The sequence below is a fragment of the Candidatus Villigracilis affinis genome, assembly GCF_016705895.1.
Classification (GTDB): Bacteria; Chloroflexota; Anaerolineae; order Anaerolineales; family Villigracilaceae; genus Villigracilis; species Villigracilis affinis.
In genome coordinates this window covers 300,406-321,741 of record NZ_JADJKT010000037.1, presented here as the reverse complement: position 1 = coordinate 321,741, position 21,336 = coordinate 300,406, and the positions used below count along the sequence as shown (strand labels likewise).

The 21,336-nt window shown below is 51.2% G+C and carries 15 protein-coding genes, 1 tRNA gene and 1 pseudogene; 5 read left to right on the top strand and 12 right to left on the bottom strand.

The annotated features are described in order from the left end of the window. Window positions 1-52: 52 nt before the first annotated feature. From IPI86_RS20220 to IPI86_RS20210, 3 genes are all read right to left on the bottom strand, one after another. Window positions 53-1,357 carry an SLC13 family permease gene (locus IPI86_RS20220; RefSeq protein WP_345299820.1) on the bottom strand — a complete coding sequence of 435 codons (1,305 nt, stop codon included), beginning with the start codon at window positions 1,355-1,357 and terminating at the stop codon, window positions 53-55. Between the two features lie 306 nt (window positions 1,358-1,663). After that, entirely contained in the window at window positions 1,664-2,536 is an 873-nt protein-coding gene (locus tag IPI86_RS20215; RefSeq protein ID WP_345299819.1) for a hypothetical protein, read from the bottom strand. 10 nt (window positions 2,537-2,546) lie between these two features. Further along, the gene (locus IPI86_RS20210; RefSeq protein ID WP_345299818.1) at window positions 2,547-6,449 is read right to left on the bottom strand and encodes a glutamate synthase-related protein; all 3,903 of its coding nucleotides are present in this window, start codon (window positions 6,447-6,449) and stop codon (window positions 2,547-2,549) included. 339 nt (window positions 6,450-6,788) lie between these two features. On the opposite strand from IPI86_RS20210, the gene carA reads away from it, so the two are divergent. Together carA and carB are read left to right on the top strand one after the other, a co-directional pair. Further along, a complete protein-coding gene (gene carA, locus IPI86_RS20205; RefSeq protein ID WP_345299817.1) occupies window positions 6,789-7,925 on the top strand; it encodes a glutamine-hydrolyzing carbamoyl-phosphate synthase small subunit in 1,137 nt (378 codons plus the stop codon). Window positions 7,926-7,927: 2 nt separating this feature from the next. Continuing rightward, window positions 7,928-11,173, top strand: a pseudogene (gene carB, locus IPI86_RS20200) (carbamoyl-phosphate synthase large subunit). Between the two features lie 129 nt (window positions 11,174-11,302). Here carB and IPI86_RS20195 read toward each other — a convergent pair. Continuing rightward, a tRNA-Gln gene (locus tag IPI86_RS20195) sits at window positions 11,303-11,373 on the bottom strand. A 125-nt stretch (window positions 11,374-11,498) separates the two neighbouring features. Then, the gene (locus tag IPI86_RS20190; protein WP_345299816.1) at window positions 11,499-11,834 is read right to left on the bottom strand and encodes a hypothetical protein; all 336 of its coding nucleotides are present in this window, start codon (window positions 11,832-11,834) and stop codon (window positions 11,499-11,501) included. A 162-nt stretch (window positions 11,835-11,996) separates the two neighbouring features. Between IPI86_RS20190 and IPI86_RS20185 the strand changes: the two genes are divergently transcribed. Further along, window positions 11,997-13,703 (top strand): glutamine--tRNA ligase/YqeY domain fusion protein, encoded by a 1,707-nt coding sequence (locus tag IPI86_RS20185; protein ID WP_345299929.1) that lies wholly within the window; start codon window positions 11,997-11,999, stop codon window positions 13,701-13,703. 62 nt (window positions 13,704-13,765) lie between these two features. Here IPI86_RS20185 and IPI86_RS20180 read toward each other — a convergent pair whose 3' ends face one another. Further along, window positions 13,766-14,566 (bottom strand): SH3 domain-containing protein, encoded by an 801-nt coding sequence (locus tag IPI86_RS20180; RefSeq protein WP_345299815.1) that lies wholly within the window; start codon window positions 14,564-14,566, stop codon window positions 13,766-13,768. A gap of 97 nt (window positions 14,567-14,663) precedes the next feature. On the opposite strand from IPI86_RS20180, the gene IPI86_RS20175 reads away from it, so the two are divergent. Continuing rightward, window positions 14,664-14,879, top strand: coding sequence for a hypothetical protein (locus IPI86_RS20175; protein WP_345299814.1), 216 nt, complete (start codon window positions 14,664-14,666; stop codon window positions 14,877-14,879). A gap of 61 nt (window positions 14,880-14,940) precedes the next feature. Here the strand turns inward: IPI86_RS20175 and IPI86_RS20170 are convergent, their stop codons facing one another. The 6 genes from IPI86_RS20170 to IPI86_RS20145 form a co-directional block, all read right to left on the bottom strand. Beyond that, window positions 14,941-16,629, bottom strand: a complete 1,689-nt coding sequence (locus IPI86_RS20170; protein WP_345299813.1) for an AarF/UbiB family protein — start codon at window positions 16,627-16,629, stop codon at window positions 14,941-14,943. Continuing rightward, window positions 16,626-17,201 carry a hypothetical protein gene (locus tag IPI86_RS20165; RefSeq protein WP_345299812.1) on the bottom strand — a complete coding sequence of 192 codons (576 nt, stop codon included), beginning with the start codon at window positions 17,199-17,201 and terminating at the stop codon, window positions 16,626-16,628. The genes IPI86_RS20170 and IPI86_RS20165 overlap by 4 nt, the downstream gene beginning before the upstream one ends. Next, window positions 17,198-17,581: a hypothetical protein gene (locus IPI86_RS20160; protein ID WP_345299811.1), complete on the bottom strand. Its 384-nt coding sequence runs from the start codon at window positions 17,579-17,581 to the stop codon at window positions 17,198-17,200. The genes IPI86_RS20165 and IPI86_RS20160 overlap by 4 nt, the downstream gene beginning before the upstream one ends. Before the next feature lie 27 nt (window positions 17,582-17,608). Further along, the gene (locus tag IPI86_RS20155) at window positions 17,609-18,142 is read right to left on the bottom strand and encodes a cytochrome b/b6 domain-containing protein (RefSeq protein WP_345299810.1); all 534 of its coding nucleotides are present in this window, start codon (window positions 18,140-18,142) and stop codon (window positions 17,609-17,611) included. A gap of 6 nt (window positions 18,143-18,148) precedes the next feature. Further along, window positions 18,149-18,469: a cupin domain-containing protein gene (locus IPI86_RS20150; RefSeq protein WP_345299809.1), complete on the bottom strand. Its 321-nt coding sequence runs from the start codon at window positions 18,467-18,469 to the stop codon at window positions 18,149-18,151. Between the two features lie 102 nt (window positions 18,470-18,571). Then, entirely contained in the window at window positions 18,572-19,258 is a 687-nt protein-coding gene (locus IPI86_RS20145) for a Crp/Fnr family transcriptional regulator (RefSeq protein ID WP_345299808.1), read from the bottom strand. A gap of 256 nt (window positions 19,259-19,514) precedes the next feature. On the opposite strand from IPI86_RS20145, the gene IPI86_RS20140 reads away from it, so the two are divergent. Then, window positions 19,515-21,260 carry an ABC transporter ATP-binding protein gene (locus IPI86_RS20140; RefSeq protein WP_345299807.1) on the top strand — a complete coding sequence of 582 codons (1,746 nt, stop codon included), beginning with the start codon at window positions 19,515-19,517 and terminating at the stop codon, window positions 21,258-21,260. Window positions 21,261-21,336 lie beyond the last annotated feature (76 nt).

Below are 21,336 nucleotides of genomic sequence, written 5' to 3'. Positions count from 1 at the left end.
ATTAAGATTTTTATTTCAAGGTATCGGCGAACACCGTTATGCAACCAACGAATTAGTACCAGCCCCAGTGACCTTTGAGCATGACAGACAAAGAGGCAAATAGCATTGCAAGGATGGTGGGCGGAACTGCCACAACCAGCCAACGCTTCCAGCCGATGGAACCGTGATTGCGCTCCATGAATGAGTAAGCCACCACATTTGCAGATGCGCCAATTGGCGTCAGGTTCCCGCCAATGTCAATTCCCAGCGCCAGCGACCAGACCATCAGACCAAGGGCGGGCATCCCAGGGATGGCGGCCAAATCTTTGAGCACATAGCTCATGGCAAGCGCCAACGGGACGTTATCAACAATTCCACTGGCAAGGCCGGGGATCCAGTGCAATGCCATCACCAAGCCACTGTGATTGTCTGTGGATATTTCAGACAAGCCCTGCGCCATGGATTTAAAAATGTCGATCTTTTCCAATCCGCCGATCAGCACAAATAAACCAGCAAAGAAAAGGATGCTTTCGCCATCCACTTTGAGGACAGCCTTTTTGCGGTCCACACTTTTCATAACGAGCAAGGCAATGCCCGCAGGGACAAGAGCAGCCATCGCGGCGTTGATGTGAAAACCAGTCAAGTCACTCAGCGGGATGTGAAGCACGAGCAAGATCACTGCCGCTAGAAAACCGATCAGCCCAACGCGAGTCAGATGCGCGTGCATGGGTTCGTTGTGGAGGGCTTCAATTTCGGTGATGGTCGCATCGGTCAGCAGGTCATGGGCATCCATCAAAGATTTGCGATTGGTAAGGTAGAACATTCCAAGTAAAAGAAGCGCCGCAATCGCAGAGATCGGGCCAGTGTGGGTAATGAAATCAGCGAAGTTAAATCCAAGGGTTGTGCCGAGAATTACGTTGGGAGGGTCGCCAACCAACGTTGCGGCGCCGCCCGTATTTGCCGCGCAGACTTCTGCGATCACCAACGGAACGGGGTCGAGTTTCAGCAATCGGCAGAGTTGCAGCGTGAGAGCGGAGAGGAACAACATAACGGTGATGCTATCCATGAACATAGCCATGACAGCCGCGAAGATGATCAAAATCACGAAAAGAGCGACGGGGTGATAATTTACCTTCTTGAGAGATTTCATCGCCAGCCATGTGAAAAAGCCAGCCTCCTGCAAAATTGAAACCAGAGTAAACATACCCGCGAGAAGTCCCAGAGTTTCCCAATTGATATAGGACAATGCTTCCATGGGGCTGAGGATGCCGAAGACGATCAGCAACCCTGCGCCAAGCAAAGCCACATAATGACGTGGAAACTTTTCACTTGCAATCGCTATGTATGCCAAAATGAAAATGGTCAAAGTGAAAAACATGGACTACCTCGCTTTCTAAAATATGAAGAACGTTTTGTAGTTCTTATTCTATGGATTTGAAGCAGTACGCCTATTACCCCTACGGAGTATTTTGACTGGACAACCTGTTGAATTACAGGTTTCGAGCGAATAATTTCCTACCCAAATGGAGCATATCGCATGAAAAATAAAAAATGACCTGTGAATATTCACAAGTCACTTCAAATATATGTTTAACTCGTCATTTTATGCAATGTCATTCTGAGCGAAGCGAAGAATTTCGGATGACGGGAGTAGAGACCCTTCGCTCCGCTCAGGGAATCACAGTTACTCCGTTGCGAATTTCTGTTCTTCCTGCTGCCCCAACGGAACCACGCGGACAAAGGTGCTCTTCCAATCCACAAGCAGATCAATAGCCTTTTGAGCTTCATCAGCTTGATGATTGTGTTTTAGTTCATCTGCATAGATCGTCAAAAGTTCACGCAGATTTTGCAGGTCACTTTCGCCAACTTCCTGCACAGATACTTTTGCGCCTTTTCCCAAACGACGCTGAATGGCGGCTTGATCAAAATTGAGATGCGGCTGTAAGCGGAGATATAACACGCCGCCCGTCATGCCTGCGCACATCCACGGGCCGGGGTCGCCCAAGACCAGCACGCGGCCTGAGGTCATGTATTCGCACAGGAAGCCTTTCACGTTGGAGCGCGCGCCAATAAAGCCGAGGCTGTCATTGAGCGGCTTGAGAATTTCGCCGCCGATGATCACATCCGCGCCAGAGAGGCGGATGCAGGCGCGTGAATCCGCGTTGCCTTGCACGATCACCACGCCGCCCGTGCCGCCATACGCAAGGCTCTTCCCAACCGAGCCATCGATCAACTTGCCATCGTGGTTGTAGCCTTTCATGATGACCACCCGCCCGCCAGAGATGCCTTTCGCAACCCCATCCTGCGCGCCGCCTTCAACGAGGATATGAACGGGGTCGGCATTGTACGCGCCGAGTCCATTGCCTGGGACGGAACTGCTGACGAAGTGCAGAGATGTGCGCGGCACAGAATCTGTTTCAACATTATCAAGCGGCTGCAGCCATGTTTCCCGATGGCCGCCCTGACCACCATGCCCAGGCGACCAATTCCAATTATTGCGGAAGCGTGTGAGAGCGCCAGTGAGATGCGTGCCGAGGGCGCGGTCCACGGGGGTCACTTTATCATCTTCAAAAAGAATCGCTATCCTGCCGATACGTGGTGAAACTTTCCATCACCAAATTGGAAATGACCGTGGTCAGATGATTGCGCGGACGATGCAAGGGGCCGCGGTCAATGGTCAGCATTTCATTCATCGGTAACGAGATCGGGATGGGAGCCGCAGACAAATACTCACCAATCGGGATAAGCATTTGAGCAAGGTCAATTTTTTCGTGATGCGAAATTTGCACGAGCAAATCAGAACGGCCAACAATATCCTGTGAATTTTCAAAACCAAGTTTGGATACGATATCCTTCACGCCTTCGCCCAAGCCTGTGAACACATTGACCAAAGCTTGCGTGGCCTGCTCGATATCACGCGGGACAAAATGCTTGATGCCCTGACTAAACGCCTCTTCCTTCGTTTCAAGCTGGGTGGTGATTCCCGTGTGGCATGTGCCACTCTGACAGTCTCTACAGATCGTACAGCCGATGGCAACCATCGCCAGCGTGGCAAAGCCAATTCGATTCGCGCCGAGGCACATCAGCTTGACCGTGTCCGACGCGGAGCGGACTCCACCGTCAGCCCAGATCTCTACTTTGGAGCGCAACCCTGCCTCCGTTAAAGCACGATGCGCTTCCACGATTCCAATTTCCGCAGGCAGGCCAACATGTCGCAAAGAATGTTGACGCGCCGCACCCGTTCCTCCATCATAACCAGTGAGATAAATAATATCGGCTTCGGCTTTGGCAACACCGACGGCGATAATGCCGATGCCAGGCACAACTGGAATTTTGACCGCGACACGCGCCTTGGGATTGATGGTCTTGAGTTCCTCGATAAATTGCGCGAGGTCTTCGATGGAATAAATATCGTGATTGTTGGACGGGGAAATAAGGTCAACGCCCTTTTGCGAATGACGCGCCGCCGCAACTTTTGCGGTCACCTTGCGCGCAGGCAGATGCCCGCCTTCGCCAGGTTTCGCACCCTGCCCAACTTTTATTTCCAAAAGATTCGTGGCATTGATGGTTTCCGCCGTGATGCCAAAACGACCCGACGCAATTTGAATGCCGCGATTGAACGGATACTTGCCGAGCAGGTCAGGGATTTCGCCGCCCTCGCCGTTGAGCGAAAGCATGTTCAAACGGAACGCAGCCTCGGCATACGCGCGATAAGCCGTTTCACCCTGCGAACCAAACGACATGGACGCGATCAGGAACGGAAGTTTGTGCGATGTGATTCCGAGATTGACATTATTGGATTCAACAGAAGTTTGTTCGGGATAACGAAAATCAAGAATGTGGCGGATGGTGACAGGGTTGGCTTTTGCCGTGGTCTGCGTGTGCGCCTCATACTCACCCCAGCCTGATTCGCCCTTCCCAAGCTTTCCCGCCGCCTTCCAGATTTTTGGATAAAAATGATTGACGCGCGAAAGTTCGCCGCGGCCTGCGCTGTGATACGCCTGTGTACGTTTCTCCGTGTCTGCGTCAATATCATTCCACTTCAAGCCGCCCTGTTCTGAGCCGCCATAATTTTTCACACCCAACGCGAAAGCGACAGGATTGCTCAACCCGATGCTTGAGAATAATCGTCCATAGCCGCGCGCTTCATGAATGCCCATCGTGCTGATACATTTTTCAATGCCCGAACGCAGCGCCTTGAACGTTTTCTTTAATCCTTCGGTTTCTTCTTCATCATTCGTCGCTTTGACCGCCGCCTCGAAAATCAAGTAAGGTGAAATCGCATCCGCGCCCATGCCGATACACATGATGACATCATGCAAATTGCGGATGGCTCCGCTGCGCACGACCAGCCCCACCTGACGGCGCAGGTTCACCGCTGATTGGGAAGCCATCAGGCTGAGGTCTATTTTTCCGCTGTCATTTATTGGCAGCGGCGTGGATGAAGATTCTGAGGAGGAAAGTTCGGCAAAGGTTTTACGAAGCGCAAGGTCAATGACACTGAGCGCGAGAATGGGGTCAACCCATCCGTTTTGATTCTGGAATGCGGCGGAGTCATCCAACAGCATGAGCTTCGCCCCGTTGCGGACAGAGTCAATGGCGGCCTGCGCGAGACGTTCCAAAGCCTGAGCCGTTGTCTCTTCAGGCAATGTGACCGTTTGCAAGTGACCAAGCTGCTCATTTGGAAAACGGCTCGTCAACTGGCTCAGTGTGGGATAACCTGTTTTCAAGCCAGCACTGACCGAATCCAGCAAGATCGGCGTTTCGAGCGTAAACGTGGATTCTTCTCTTAATTCATTGGGCACAAGCGGTGGACGCGAGCCGATAATCGTTTGCGTGGAAAAATGTTCCACTTCACGCTCGCGGTCAATGGCGGGATTTGTGACAACGGCAACCGCCTCTTTGAAATAGTCTGCGATATTTTGGCGTTCGGTGGAAAGAGAAGCCAGCGGGCCGTCAAAGCCGAGCGAGCTGATCGGGTCAATGCCATTCTTGGCAAGTTCCTGAACCCACTCGCGGTCTTCACGTCCCCAGCCGAAAGCGGAGAGACGATTGTCCAAGTCCACTGCGGGCTGGACGTTGCTTTCGCCATTCTCTGCAATTTCCAATGGCAACGGCGGATGAGCAATTCGCTTGTTTAGTGTTTCGAGTGAACCAAATCTGCGCATGGTCAGGTTCAACATGCGCTGCTGAATGGCGGGGTAATCAAAGACTTCCACATTTCGTCCACGGTGAATGCGCACGCGCATTTTTTCACCAGGCGAAAGCGGAATTGGGTCAACAACCATATCGTCCAGATGGTAGACGCCCTTCTCCGAGGAGAAGAAATATTCCTTTTCCGTGTCACCAAACCAGAGCGGGCGCAGACCGAGCGCATCCACGCTGAAGACACATTCATCACCAAAGCGGGAGATGATCCCCGCAGGGCCTTGCGAGTATGGGCCAAACGCCTGACGATAATATTTATAAATTGTCTGTAATTCAGGGGAGAGTTTTTCCACTTCGCTGAGGATGGGCGGGAAAGCCAGTTCCAACGACTCGGTCAACGAGAAGCGATAATGATGGATCAATGTGGAGAGCAAACGGTCGAGGTCTTGAGAGTCGCTTCCGCTTTCCACCAAATTGACGCCGAGCATCTCCGCCTGTTCACGCAAACGGGCAATCGTATTGATCTCGCCGTTGTGCCCGATCAAACTAAAAGGCTGGACGCGTTCAAAACTCGTGGCGGTGTTGGTGGAGTAACGCGCATGTCCAATGGTGATGGCGGTGGTGAAATCAGGGTTGCGCAATTCAGGAAAATATTGATACAAAGTTTCGATCGAGCCGCGCACTTTGTAAACGACCACATTGCTGGAAAGGGAAGCAATGGCAACATTCGTAAATTTTTCAATGTGAAGCGCAAGGTCAAAGAGAGTCCGCTCTACATTTTCCAATGGGCCGTTATGTACCATGCCCGAAATCTGCCAAAGGTGCGGCACCTGCTGACGCGCCATTTTTCCGAGCGCCTGCAAACGCGTGGGAGTTGGGCGTTCCAACAGCAGGTCAATATCTCTTTCCTTGAGCATATTGATAATTTTGGTTTTGACGCCTTGAACATCCGCTTCAGTATTTGGGATCATCAAATGTCCCACAAAGAAGCGGCGGTCTTCGGCAAGCCAGCCAGGCTTGCCCGCCTGCTCCAACGCCTGCGACCACAACACGCGCGGAATGTCGGTCATCACACCGATGCCATCCCCTTCCCCGTTGACTTCGCCAGAGCGATGTCCCATGATGCTCAATGCAGCCAATGCACGTTTCAAATTCCCATGCGTGGCTTCACCATTCTTGCGAACCGATGCGACCAACGCGCAGGCATCACGTTCATCAAGCCAGGTCTTTGTATGAGCAGAGGTCAACCAGTTGAACGAATTGGAACGTGAATCATTTGCAGATTCATTGTCAACGTTTTGGAATTGAACTTTATTTTTCATGGCATCACCTTATGGTTGAATGGATAAAAGTTAATTCCATCCATCATAGGGCAATAAATAGTTAATGCTATTCCCCATACGGGTACTCATCAACAATATACACCACTCAAATGGGTAATATATAAACCAGCGATATACCCCTATGTTCTATTTTGATAATCAATGCAGTAATCTGAAAGATGATGCAAGGTTATGAACGAACATGCAGAATGTGTTTTAGCAATTAATAAAGCTTGGAATTCTTTTGAAAAATTTGTCTAAACAATAATAAATGAGGTGCTATAATCGGCGGAATTTACCGCCCAAAAATCTGCGGTATTTTGCAGGAGCCAACTTTTTATGAAATTAGCTACTCTCGTTTTACAAGATGGAACCGTGATCGAAGGTCAAGCCTTCGGCGCGGAAACAAACGCCGTGTTTGAGTTGGTGTTCAACACCAGCATGACAGGCTATCAGGAAATTCTCACCGACCCCTCGTATCGCGGACAAGGTGTGCTGTTCACCGTGTCGCACATTGGGAATGTGGGCATCAATTTGGAAGATGATGAGTCCGCGAAGCCGCAAGTTTCAGCAGCCGTCATCCGTTCGTTGAGTCCCGTAGTGTCGAACTGGCGTTCGGCACTTTCTTTATCTGATTGGCTCGCTCAACATGGCGTCCCAGGCATCAGCGGCGTGGACACGCGCTGGCTGACTCGCAAACTCCGCGATGGCGGCACACAAAAAGCCGCGCTTTCCACAAAGGGAACATCTCCAGAAAAGTTACTTGCAATGGCGCGTGACTGGGCGGGACTTGATGGCCGCGACATGGTGAAGGAAGTGACTTGCGAAGAGAGTTATCGGTGGGTGGATGATGAGGGAAGCAAGTGGGTAAAACCAGTGATCAGTGATCAGTTATCAGTGGTCAGTCGTCCGTGGTCAATCGTTGCTTATGATTTTGGAATTAAAGAAAATATCCTTCGCCATCTTTCAAGTTACGGCGCACATGTGACCGTTGTCCCTGCGGATACAACTGCCGATGAAGTGCTGGCGATGAAACCCGATGGAGTCTTTTTATCCAACGGCCCAGGTGACCCTGCGGGCTTGCCCTACGCTGTCGAAGCCGTGAGCGGACTCATCCAAAGCGGCGTGCCAATGTTTGGCATTTGTCTCGGTCATCAACTCATCGGGCGCGCGCTTGGTGCAGACACACACCGCCTCAAGTTTGGACATCACGGCGGGAATCATCCCGTTCAATATTTGCCGAATGGCGAAGTCCTTATCACCGCGCAGAATCATAACTACTGCGTCACTGAAGGCGACTTGAATAAAGACGAAGTGGAAATCACTTATAAAAGCCTGAACGATGACTCGCTTGAAGGCTTACGAATGAAAAACAAACCTGTGTTTAGCGTGCAGTTTCATCCTGAGTCTGCGCCTGGCCCGCATGATGCGCATGACATCTTCGGCGAATTCTTCAAAATGATTGGGGGTAAATAATCATGAAACGTACAGATATTCATACAATTCTTGTGCCTGGTTCTGGCGCTATTGTTATTGGTCAAGCCGCGGAGTTTGATTACTCTGGCACGCAAGCAGTGAAAGCACTCAAAGCCGAAGGCTATCGCGTGGTCTTGGTCAACTCGAATCCCGCCACCATCATGACCGACCCCGAAATCGCGGACGCAACTTACATCGAACCGCTCACTGTCGAATCACTTGAAGCCATCATCGCGCAGGAAAAACCCGACGCCATGCTTCCAACTGTCGGCGGGCAAACGGGATTAAATCTTGCACTGGCGCTCAGCGAAAATGGCGTGCTTGAAAAATATGGCGTGCAACTCATCGGCGCGAATCTCAATGCCATCAAAGCCGCCGAAGACCGCTTGCTTTTCCGCGAGACCATGCAAAAAGTTGGCATCCCCATTCCGCATGGCGGCGCGGCATATTCGTTTGCAGAAGCCGAAGAAATCATCAAGCAGACTGGCTATCCAGTTTTGGTCCGCGCTTCATTTGCGATGGGTGGCACAGGTGCATCGTGGGTCTATGAACCCGCTCAACTTCAAGAAGCAGTCCGCAGCGCAATTTCTGAATCGCCAATTGGTCAGGCGTGGCTTGAAGAATCCGTTCTCGGCTGGAAAGAATATGAACTCGAAGTCATGCGCGATAAAAAAGATAACTTCGTTGTCGTGTGTTCCATCGAAAATCTCGACCCGATGGGCGTCCACACAGGCGACAGCATCACCGTCGCGCCCGCGCAAACGCTCACCGACCGCGAGTATCAAATCCTGCGCGACCTTGCTCATCGCGTGCTGTCTGCCGTTGGCGTGGAAACAGGCGGCTCGAATGTGCAATTCGGCGTTGACCCGAAAACAGGCCGCGTCGTTGTCATCGAAATGAATCCGCGCGTCAGTCGTTCGTCCGCGCTCGCCTCCAAAGCCACGGGCTTTCCCATCGCCAAACTCGCCGCGCTCGTCGCCGTCGGCTACACCCTCGACGAAATCACCAACGACATCACAGGTCAAACCAAAGCCGCCTTCGAACCTTCGCTCGATTATGTCGTCGTCAAAATTCCGCGCTGGGCGTTTGAAAAATTCCCAGGCGTGGATTCGACTCTCGGCCCGCAGATGAAATCCGTCGGCGAGTCGATGGCATTGGGACGCACCTTCCCCGAAGCCTTGAACAAAGCGATTCAATCCCTCGAAATCGGTGTGGACGCACTCGACGCCTCTGGCCCTAACCGAGAGCTGGTCGCTGAACCTGAAACATTCGCCACTCTGCAACACCCCACCGCCGACAGACTCTTCCGTGTCTATCGCGCCATTCAACAGGGAATGTCACTCGAAGAAATTTCCAAAGCAAGTGGATATGATTTGTGGTTCCTTGCTCAGATGAAGGAGATTAGTGACTGGGAATTAGTGATTAGGAATTGCAAGACCTGAGCCGAACTCAAATCCATTTTGCGTATTGCCAAACAAATGGGCTTTGCAGACTCACACATTGCGCGGCTTCTAAATTCATCATTCATCCTTCATCATTCATCATTCCGGGAGTTACGAAAATCATTAGGCATAACGCCTACATTCCAAAGAGTCGACACCTGCGCCGCAGAATTCGAATCACAGACGCCCTATCTCTACAGCGCCTACGAAATGGAAGATGAATCCCGCCCGACGGATAAGCAAAAAATCCTCATCCTCGGCGGCGGACCAAACCGCATTGGTCAGGGAATTGAATTCGATTATTGCTGTTGTCAGGCTGCGTTTGCCTTGTCCAAGATGGGATACGAAACCATCATGTACAACTGCAACCCTGAAACCGTCTCCACCGATTACGACACCGCAGACCGTTTGTATTTTGAACCGCTCACACTTGAGCATGTCCTCAACGTGATTGACATTGAACAACCTGTCGGCGTCATCGTCCAATTCGGCGGACAGACTCCGCTCAACCTCGCGGCTGGGCTTGAAGCGGCGGGCGTGAAAATTCTCGGCACATCACCGCACGCCATTCAACTCTCCGAAGACCGCGAAGAATTTGCGAAACTGCTCAAAGAGTTGGACATTCCCCAGCCAGAAAATGGAATCGCGCGTTCCATTGAAGAGGCGCGTGTCATCGCTGAAAGAATCGGATATCCCGTTTTGGTGCGTCCATCCTTTGTTTTGGGTGGGCGGGCAATGGCTCTAGTTGAGTCCGAACCCCATTTGGCGGGCTTCATTCAAAGCGCAATTGAGGCGGCTCCTGGTCAACCGATTCTTATCGACAAATTCATGGAAGATGCTTTCGAAATCGATGTGGATGCACTCGCAGACGGCGAGCGAGTCGTTGTCGGGGCGATTATGCAGCATATCGAAGAAGCAGGCGTCCATTCGGGAGATGCGGCTTGTGTCCTGCCTCCGTATAAAGTCAGCGCCTATCATCTTGGGATCATGCGCGAATATACCGAGCAGCTTGGTCTCGCCCTCGGCGTGCGTGGATTGATGAACGTGCAGTTCGCATTGAAGGATGAAGTTGTCTGTGTATTGGAAGTGAATCCGCGCGCCTCGAGAACTGTCCCCTACGCCAGCAAAGCCACTGGATTAAATCTCGCCTATGCCGCCGCGCAAGTGATGGCAGGCAGCAGCTTGGAAAGTCTCGGAATTTTGGAAGAACCGCGAGTGGATGGTTTCTTTGTGAAAGAGGCTGTCTTGCCTTTCAAAAAATTATCTGGCTCAAGTTCATTGCTCGGACCTGAAATGCATTCCACTGGTGAAGTAATGGGACACGCTTCACACTTCGGGCACGCCTTCGCCAAATCACAAATTGCCGCAGGGACTGGTCTGCCACAAAGCGGCACAGTTCTGATTACAGTCAATGATTATGATAAAAGCTCAGGCCTGAAATTTGCGCGCGACATGCACCGCCTTGGCTTCAAAATATGTGCCACACCGGGAACGGCCGCATTCTGCCAGAAAGCCAACCTGCCTGTGGAAGTTGTTCAAAAAGCACAGGATGGCTCCACTGAGATCGTAGACTTGATCCGTGCAGGGAAAATCCAACTGGTACTGAATACTCCGCTTGGCCCGCACGCCCACAGTGACGGAGCAGCGATCCGCTCAGCCGCAATCGCTATGAATGTGCCTCTGCTCACCACTCTCTCCGCGGCAATGGCGGCAGTCTCTGCCATTCAAGCATTGAACAAAAAAGAACTTAAATATCGCAGCTTACAAAGCCATTTTCAGTCAGGCGATTCGTCTTCGGCAGGTTAAAAAATACAGGTGCCTCATGCAAAGTCATGGCCTGCATAAGGCACTTAAAGTTTATCTTTTGCATCCGAAACTAATTGACTACACGCTACTTAATTTAAACGAACAACCCGCCATTTCTAGCGGGTTTAGCTGGGGAGCCTGGATTCGAACCAAGATACTATCCTCCAGAGGGATATGTCCTGCCGTTGGACGACTCCCCAAGACGGCCAACATTTTACCATTGTTTTCTTCCTTTGTGGGTAATTCTATGGCCGCAGTTTACAGCATAAAATTATAGAAAAGGGAAATCACAATTACATTGGAGCGTATTTTATTTATACAGGTTCTATTTGCGGGCAGCACGGCGGGTATTGTCTTCGATATCCAGCAAGATCAACAGGGCCTGAGCAAAGGCTTGCAGGGCCACGTAAAAGATCACCCCAGCGAGGCTGGGCTGTAGCAGCCAGCCGATCTGCTGCATCAAATCTGTGGGGCCACCGATGTAGACAAGGTTACGGGAAAGTTGCAGGACGAATACTGCCATGCCGGTGATCAATTGATAGATATAGACCACCGCAACGATCCATGAGGCGATCTTCAAAAAGCGGGTCAGCCGTATCACGGCATCACGGTCAAAGTACGTGCCTGCAAAATTGGTTTTGTTTTGGTTTGATTCGGTCATGGGTACCTCCAGGGTGTGGTTATTATAAAGCAGTTATAATTGGCGTGCTATTCACCTGTAACGGTTTCAGGCAGGAAAATGTTCCTGAAACGCAATCAGGCTGAAGTTAAGAAAGAGGCGGTTTTTCATCCGCATAAAATCACTGTGAAGGTTGAGTCATCCATGAGTTCAGAAGAAGTTGTAAGTCGTATTCCCGCATTTATCCGTGAGGCGGTTGATGAAGATTTGAAGAATGGACGCTTCAAATACGTCCGCACGCGCCTACCTCCCGAGCCGAATGGATATTTGCACATCGGGCATGTCAAGGCATTTTTGATCGATTATTTCACCGCAAAGGAATTCGGCGGTGAGTTGTATTTGCGCTTCGATGACACGAATCCCTCGAAGGAGGAAACCGAGTTCGTGAACGCCATCGAAGATGATGCGAAGTGGCTCGGCATTGAATGGGCAAAGGTGACTTTTGCATCGGACTATTTTGACCTGCTCTATGAGTGGGCTGTGCGGTTAGTCAAAATGGGATTGGCGTACGTTGACGATCAGACTCAGGAGGAAATGAGTGCTGGACGAGGGACATTACCCAAGGGGACAAAGTGGAGCGAAACCGAGTCTGCTATTCGTCCTGGGGTCGATTCTCCATACCGCAACCGCCCAGTCGAAGAAAGCCTTGACCTGCTGGAGCGCATGAAGAACGGAGAATTCCCCGAAGGCAGCCGTGTATTGCGTGCAAAAATTGACATGGCACATTCCAATATTTTACTGCGTGACCCTGTAATGTATCGCATCATGCATGTCCACCATCACCGCACAGGCGACAAATGGCACATTTACCCGATGTACGATTGGTCGCACGGACAGAACGACTCGATGGAAGGCGTCACACACTCGTTGTGTTCTAACGAATATATCATTCATCGCCCGCTGTACGAGTGGTTTCTGGAAAAACTAGAAGCCTTCCCTAGCAGGCAGATCGAGTTCTCGCGTCTGAATCTCACCTATGCCATGATGAGTAAACGCAAACTCCGCAAACTCGTTGAGATGGGCATGGTACGCGGCTGGGATGACCCGCGCCTGACCACCCTGCGTGGATTGCGCCGCCGCGGCGTGACCCCTGAAGCCATTGTCAACTTCGTGACAGGCATTGGCGAGACCAACAACGATAGCTGGGTCGAGATGGCACAGTTCGATGCCGTCATTCGCGACGACTTGAATAAACGCGCGATCCGCCGCATGGCGGTGTTAAATCCGATCAAGTTGGTGATCGATAATTACCCTGAAGGCGAGTCGGAGGAATTGGACGCGATCAACAACCCCGAAGATCCGAATGCCGGTGCGCGCAAAGTGAAGTTTTCGAAGACAATTTATATCGAACAGGATGATTTCCGCGAGACTCCGCCGCCAAAGTATTACCGCTTGTATCCGGGGAACGAAGTGCGCCTGCGATATGCTTATTTCGTAAAATGCACACACGTGGTAAAGAATGATAAGGGCGAAGTGGTTGAAGTTCATGCCACGTACGACCCAACCACACGCGGCGGCGATTCTGCCGATGGGCGCAAGGTGAAGTCCACAATTCATTGGGTTTCGGCGGAGCATGCCATTTCCGCGGAAGTGCGGATGTACGACCAGTTATTCAATGTGGAGCGGCCCGACGACGGCGAATTGGAAAGCATCATCAACCCCAAATCACTGGAAATCCTTGAGAACGCCTTTGTGGAACCCGCGCTTGCAGACGTAAAAGCTGGCGAAAATGTTCAGTTCGAGCGCGTGGGATACTTCTGCGCCGACCTAGACTCAACGCCTGAAAAGCCCGTCTTCAATTTGACGGTGAATTTGAAAGACACCTGGGCAAAGCTGGAAAAGAAAAAATAAAACCTGCCCATACAAAAAAAACGCTGCCAAACTCGGCAGCGTTTTTTGATTCGTCTTCTAATCTATTTCCAAATAAAACTCAGTGGTGCAGACATTGGCAGCATCCCTGTAACAATTTCGGGGTCGGGTTTTCCGCAGGTGTCATTGAGACAGTTACAATTGGCATCCATGGTGGTGCTCGGGCACGACACAGAAACAAAGCTTACAGTCCATGCACCTGTAAATTTGGCGGGCAGGAAAATGTAAAACATCCCTGCCTCGTCTGTAACGGCATCATCTCGTTTATCGCCTTGAACAGCGGCAAACCCGATACCGTTGACAGGGTTTCCGTTCACATCAAGGATCTGCCCAGTTATCGTCAGCACATCTGTAGGGTTGACCACAATCAGGTTGCGCTCATTTGGGCGACCTTCCAAGAAATCCTTCCCAACCCAACCGACAACACCCTCGTCGTTCACGACGTTCAGCCATTGTCCGCCCGGGGCTTTACCCAATACCTGTAACCTTGTCCCTTTTGCCAACACGCGGCTGACTTGAAACAGCCTGCCCGGATTCACCCGTAGATTGACATTTTCTGCATTGGTGAAAAAGAAATTCGTCCCACCAATCGGCGGCGTGGACGTGGCGGTAATCGAAACTGGGATTGGCGTGAAAGTGAGCGGGATCGGGGTAAATGTAGCCGAAATCGGCGTAGACGAAATCGCTGGCTCGGAATTCGGCATGGCGGTCAGTGTTTGCGCTACAACGGTGGCTAGCACATCGGGCGTTGGTGATGCAGGTGCAATGGCGTCACAACCTGCAATCGCAAAAAATACCAGCAGTGTAAAAGTAAACTTCAATGAAAGTGTGAATGGTTTTCTCATCGGCTCCTCTTTTCACCCATTGTAAGCGATTCGGTGACAACAAAAACCCGTCTGAGTTCAACGGTGCTATAATCAAAAGAGATAAAAGGAGTGACCTATGAATGAAGAAAAACGCAAGTCCATGAGAGATAAACTTCCGCCTGAGGCGTTGGAACATATGAAAGCCGCCCGTCAGGAAATGCGCAAGAGCATGGAAACCATCCTTCCGCCGGGTTTTCTTGAGCACCGCCGCGCAGCCCGCAAGGAAGCGTTGCTCGCCTTCCGCAGCCTGATCGACGCTGCGATCAAGAAAACGGAAGAAAAATCCTCGTAAGCAAAAATCCCAGCCAGTCGGCTGGGATTTTTTTGTAAAGCCAATATGTGTCATGCGTGAACTACCGAAACGGACGCTTCCCTCTGGCAAGGAAAGCCGTGTAGAACAACGCCAAGATCGCGCCGCCGAACAATCCCTGCGCCAGCAAAACGTGACCGTCATACAGGATCGCGCCAGAGATCAGCAAACCAAGAAAAACAATCCCCCCCGTCAGCCGATTCAACGAACGCTCCAGGTAACTGATCTGAATATTAACCAGCGGCATCTGCACGTTCAATTCGCCGCGTTCGATGCGCCCCAGCACACGTTCTGTCCTGCCTGGGATGGCGATCAGGGTTTTGAGCAACTCCCCTGCTTCGTTCAGGAACACATCGAAGGTTGAGCCATTTTCGCCTTCGGTCAACTTCTTTGCATAGGGAGCGAGTTGTAGCCATAAATTAAAATCGGCATTTAGCCCCGTACACATGCCCGATAAAATCCCGATCGTCCTGCCAAGCAGTAAAAGATTCTCAGGCAATTGAAACGGCATTGTCAGCATCAACTCGCGAAACTGTAAACCAAACTTCATCATCTCGTCATGGCGGATGCTGCGCAGTTCGTTCATGCTCATGCCCCAGAAACGGTCAAAGACCTGGGTGCTGGCTTCCTCCAACAATTTGATGTTCGCGCTCGGAAGCAATACACCCAATGTTTGATACGCCTTGATCAAACGCGACGCATCCTGCAGGCCCACCGAGATCACTGCTTCGCGCAAGCCTTCCACCAGCCGTTCAGGCATCCGCCCGACCATGCCGAAATCAATAAACGTCAAGCGGAATTTTGCGGTGCCATCTTCATTCTTCTCATGCAGCGGAGAAACAAACAAATTCCCAGGGTGTGGGTCGGCATGGAAAAATCCGTCCTCAAAAATCTGCTTCAAGTACGTGGCAAGCAAACGGTCCGCAACAGCGCCGCGGTTGATTCCTGCGGCGGTAATAGCTTCGTAATCCGTGATCTTGATCGCAGAGACATCCTCCAACGTCAGCACACGGCGACTGGTACGAGTCCACACCACACGCGGGACGTAAACGTTCTCGTCTCCCTTGAAGTTGGTTGCAAAGGCCTCGGCATTTTTCCCCTCTGACAGATAATCCACTTCCTCGCGGATGGTGGCTGCGAATTCCTCGACGATAGCAGGCACATCGGCGCGGTCGCTGACGGGACGATAACGCTTCAGCCAGCCGCCCACCACCCGCAGCGCGGACATATCCACATCCACGATCTGCTCAATGTTGGGACGCAGAACCTTCACGACGACATTTTCGAATCCGACTGTCTCTGCTTCATGCGGAAATAATCGGGCGCGATGAACTTGTCCCAACGAGGCGGCAGCGATGGGCGCCTTCTCAAAGACGAGAAAAACCTTATCGAGGGCCGAACCAAGTTCCAGTTCGGTTTGGACGCGGATCGATTCATAATCCACAGGCGGCACTTCATCCTGCAATCCTGCCAGTTCGTCGGTGATCTCAGGCGGCAAAACATCCAGCCGCGCGGAGAGGAATTGCCCGACCTTGATCATCACGCCGCCAAGATGAATCGCCAGCGCGCGAAAGCGAATCGCGATGCCGCGCAGCCGCTGTGTACGTGAGTTTCTTCCGAGAAACCCCAAGCCAATGCGCGACAGGAAAATATCCCAAAAAATGATGCTCACAGTGACGCGGGCAAAGAATAAAACAATGCGCCAATAACGCATTCGATACTTATTTTTCATAAAGCCTCCGTAGGAGCATATTGTAGTCCTTTTGGAGTGATCACAAACCTGACGAACATCCACGAAAGTATATGACCCGCATCATTGCAAAGCGGATTAAATAAATTCTGCTCTTTTGGAAAACCCAAAAGAGCAGAAAGTTGCAGAAATAAACCTATGAAGCCTGTTTCATTTGCACAACGGCAACTCCCAACAAAACGGTTGCGGCAAAAATGGAGAGACCGCCGACCAGCACAAAGTAGTAAGGCAGCCCAAGGTACACTTCGCCCAAAATACCGAGCGGCATAAGCAGACCTAGTCAGCGCCAGCCATGAGGCCCATTTCGCCATGTTTTCCTTCAAGGGCAGTTTCATCAGCAAAAAGCCAAAGACAATGTTAAGCAGCGAGAAAAGGTTTCCATGCACATGCGCAAGCCGCGCTTCAAAGTGTTTTCCTGTTGAGTAACTTGCGATCCATTCCGCTTTACCGGGGGCGAAATCGCGCAGATAGATCAACACAAAACCATAGATCATAAACGCGGCCATTACCCACAGGCCAACGCCGATATTCCACTTTCCAGTTGTAGTTTTCATTTTATCTCCTCGTTATTTTTTCGAGCTTGGAAAAACATCAGGGCAAGAATAATCAACCAGACGGCCACTCGAAAGAACATGGCGAGGATGCTTTGGGCTGCGGGTGTTCCGCGAAAAGCTGACAAAAGAAGCACGGTCACAGTTGCATGAATACCGAGCGCGGCAATCGCGGCAGGCATGGCATAACGGCTGTTTCTCCAAATGAGCATGGCCGGGATAAAAACAGTCAACACGCCCATGATAAAGTTATAAACAGGCAGCCAGTTGAGGACAAAATACCCGGGATTCCAACCCCGCATTGCCATTCCACCTGCAAGGATGGACAATCCGCCGAGCGTAAAGGCAAGTATGGCCGCAATTTTGTTAAGCGTCAATTTCATCGCGCTCCTTTATGCCGCACTGTCTTTTTATTTTCCATACCACATGCGCGCAAAGAGCTTATCCTTGAGTGCGAGTTGATGATAGAAAGCCGCGCCAACATGTAAAAGCACAAGAAGAAGCAGTGTGGGTGCAATGAAACCATGCAGCATCCGTGCGGCGAAATCAAAAAAGTCTGCGGGCAAAGGCGAGCCTGAACCACCAAAAACTATTGAAGGGAGTCCAGTCTGCACGGAAAGTGACATGCCGCTGACCGCCATCAAAAAGACAAATAAATACAAGGCGTAATGGACAGCCTTGCCGACCCAATCGAAGAATGGGTTTCCCGCAGAAACATGGGCGGGTTTAGGGAGTTTCAATCTTGTCACAAAACGGATGACAATCACGATCATTGTGATGATGCCCAGCCCCATGTGCAATGCCAGTGGCATGAGTTTATCTGCGTCATTGGGTTGCCCGCTCATGGTTTTACCGATCACAAATGCGGCAAATACCAAAACAACAACCAGCCAGTGAAGCGTTACCTGAACAGGGTGATACCGGGTGGGTGTATTTTCAGTCATGTTTGATTACTCCCCTTTTGACCCGAGAAACACGACGCGTGTTTTTGCATTCATGCCGCGTTTTACACCCGCGGGCACAACAATGGTCGCCCCGGGCTTAATCGCAAAAGTTTCCTCGCCAACCGTCATCAATCCATCTCCTTCAAGAAAGTGATACATGGCCGGGCCGCCCGGGTGCGGCGGGATTTGCTGCCCAGCCTCCAACCCGACGACAAGCGCCTTGAAATTTGGCGCATCGATCAGGAACTGGGGCTTCGTCCCATCCGCTGAAAAAACCGCCTTCGATTTCGTATCCAAAAAATAAACCTGTGATGTTGTGTCAGACATATGAACTCCTTTTTGATATGCCTGACTTTAATCCTTTTCCCCACTTCGCAACCCGACTTTTGTCGGGTTTTTGAACCCAATTATCCCTGCACCGAATTACGCCTATTTATCCTGAAGCATCGCCCGCTTTATCAATTCATCACGATCCAAAATGCGGATTTGATGTTTATCCATCTCAATCAAGCCCGCTTTTGTCAACTCGCGGATGACGCGGCTCAAAACATCCGGCACAGTGCCGAGATGCGCAGAAAGCTCGGTTTGATTCATCCAACGGCGACGCTCGATCACATCCCCCTCAGGCTGATCCAGCAGCAATTTGGAGAATCTCGCCTCAACCGTTTTCAAAGACAGGTCCGCCGCAAGGGTGACCAGGTTGATGATCTTATCCGCCATGTTTTCAATAATCTGCAGCGCCATTTGCGGATGCGCCAGAATCACCGCCTCCAGTGTCTGACGCGGAATCAACCATATCCCCGATTCTTCCAGCGCAATGGCAGTGGCAGGATTTGGCTTTTTGGCAAGCACACCCACTTCATTGAACACCTCGCCCGCGCTGATAAATCGCAGTACTTGAGCGCGTCCATCCTGCGAGGATTTCACGATCTTCAACGAACCATATTGCAAATAAAACAAACTGCTCTCAACATCCCCCTCCCAAAACACAACGGCGTCAGGCGCGAATACTTTCCATGTTGAACTTTCCGCAAGCTGCAAAAGAACATCAGGATCCAGCCCGCGCAGAAATTCAAAAGCCTGCAAGCGCTTAAGAAGAAGATTTGTATCTGACATCGCATTACAGTTTAACATGAAGATACAAACCTAAACACCTTGACAGTTCATCCAATTCTCATGTAAACTGCAATCATTAAATCTAAAGAAAGGAACGCACTTCAAATGACCTTGCATCGTACAGCAAAACAGCCCCGAATATCTCCACCTTCTCGAAGTGCGCCTATTGACCGTTAACCGCGGATTCAATTCCCTGTGTCTCTCCAAACACGGCGCACCTGCGCCGTGTTTTTTATTGTCAAATGGATAAAACATCATGAACCTTTCCTTCAAATCTTATTGGAATCTGCTTTCCGACCACATCCGCCCGCAAAAGGGACGATTCATTCTGCTCGCCGCCTTGCTGTTTGGCAGCATCGGCTTGCGGATCTTCGCCCCGCAGATCATGCGCCGCTTTATCGACTCGGCGCTGGCTGGTGAGGCCCTATCCACGCTTATGTGGACCGCCATTGCGTTCATCGGTATCGCCTTGATCCAACAGGCTGTCGCCGTGAGTGTGACTTATCTCGGTGAAAACGTGGCATGGACCGCCACTAATGACCTGCGCGCTGAACTGGCGGAACATGCTCTGCATCTCGACATGAAATTCCACAACGACCACACGCCCGGCGAATTGATCGAACGCATCGACGGCGATGTGACCGAGCTGGCAACTTTCTTTTCGCAATTCGCGCTGAATCTAATCGCCAACGGCTTACTGCTCATCGGAATCCTCGTGGCGCTTTTCATTGAAGATTGGCGTGCAGGGCTGGCATTTACGGTCTACTCGGTCCTCACGATCGTCATTCTCGGAAGGCTCAAGGACATCGCCGTACCGCATCAAAAGGCCAGGCGCGAAGCGGAAGCGCAAATCTACGGCTTCATCGAGGAGCAACTGGCTGGCACGGAAGATATCCGCTCCAGCGGCGCAGTGGATTATTCCATTCGAGAGTTGTTCCGCTTGCAAGGCGTCAAACTGATCCATGACCGCAAGGCGCATTTCAAACGCTGGATCATTGAAAATGCGATGGGCTTCGCGCTGACAACTGGCAACCTGCTCGCCATTTCAAGCGGATATTGGCTTTTCTCTGCGGGTCTGGTCACCATCGGCACGGTGTATCTTTTCGTACACTACATCAATTTGCTGGAAGAACCATTCTGGGCGATGACCCACGAGATCGAAAGCTTTCAGACCATCGGTGCCTGTGTGGAGCGCCTGACCGAATTCCGCAATTTCAAGGCAGAGGTCATCAGCGGCGACGGCGTGGAAATTCCATCGCGTCCGCTCGAATTGACCTTCGAGGATGTGACCTTCTCCTACAATAGTGAGGATACAGTCATCAACGGTCTCTCCTTTGACCTGAAGCCTGGTTCCATACTTGGGCTGCTCGGCCGCACAGGCAGCGGCAAAACCACCCTCGGACGTTTGATCTTCCGTCTGTACGATGTGAACGCTGGCAGCATAAAAATCAACGGCTCTGACCTGCGCGATGCGCACATCGAAACCCTACGGCGCAACATCGCCATCGTCACTCAGGATGTTCAGCTTTTTCGTGCCAGCATCCGCGACAACCTGACCTTCTTCGACCGCACGATACCCGATGAAAAAATCATCGCAACCCTCGAAGAATTGGAACTCGGCGACTGGTTCCAGAATCTGCCCAAAGGGCTGGATACCGAACTCGAAACAGGATCCCGTTCCCTGTCCGCGGGTGAAGCGCAATTACTGGCTTTCACACGGGTCTTTTTACGAAATCCAGGCTTGGTGATCCTTGACGAAGCTTCATCCCGTCTCGATCCCGCCACGGAACAAAAACTGGAGCGCGCCATCGACAAGCTATTGAAAGACCGCACAGCCATCATCATCGCGCATCGGCTGGATACGATCCACCGCGCCGACAATGTCATGATCCTGGATAAAGGCAAAGTCAGCGAATACGGCAACCGAAAAGAATTGGCCGCCGACTCAAACTCGCGTTTTTATCAATTGCTGCAAACTGGCATGGAAGAAGTGCTGGCGTAACCGTAGACAATTGAGCAATACAAAAAATTTACCGTCCATTGTCTATCGCCGCGGCCAAGAACCGCAAGGAATTTTA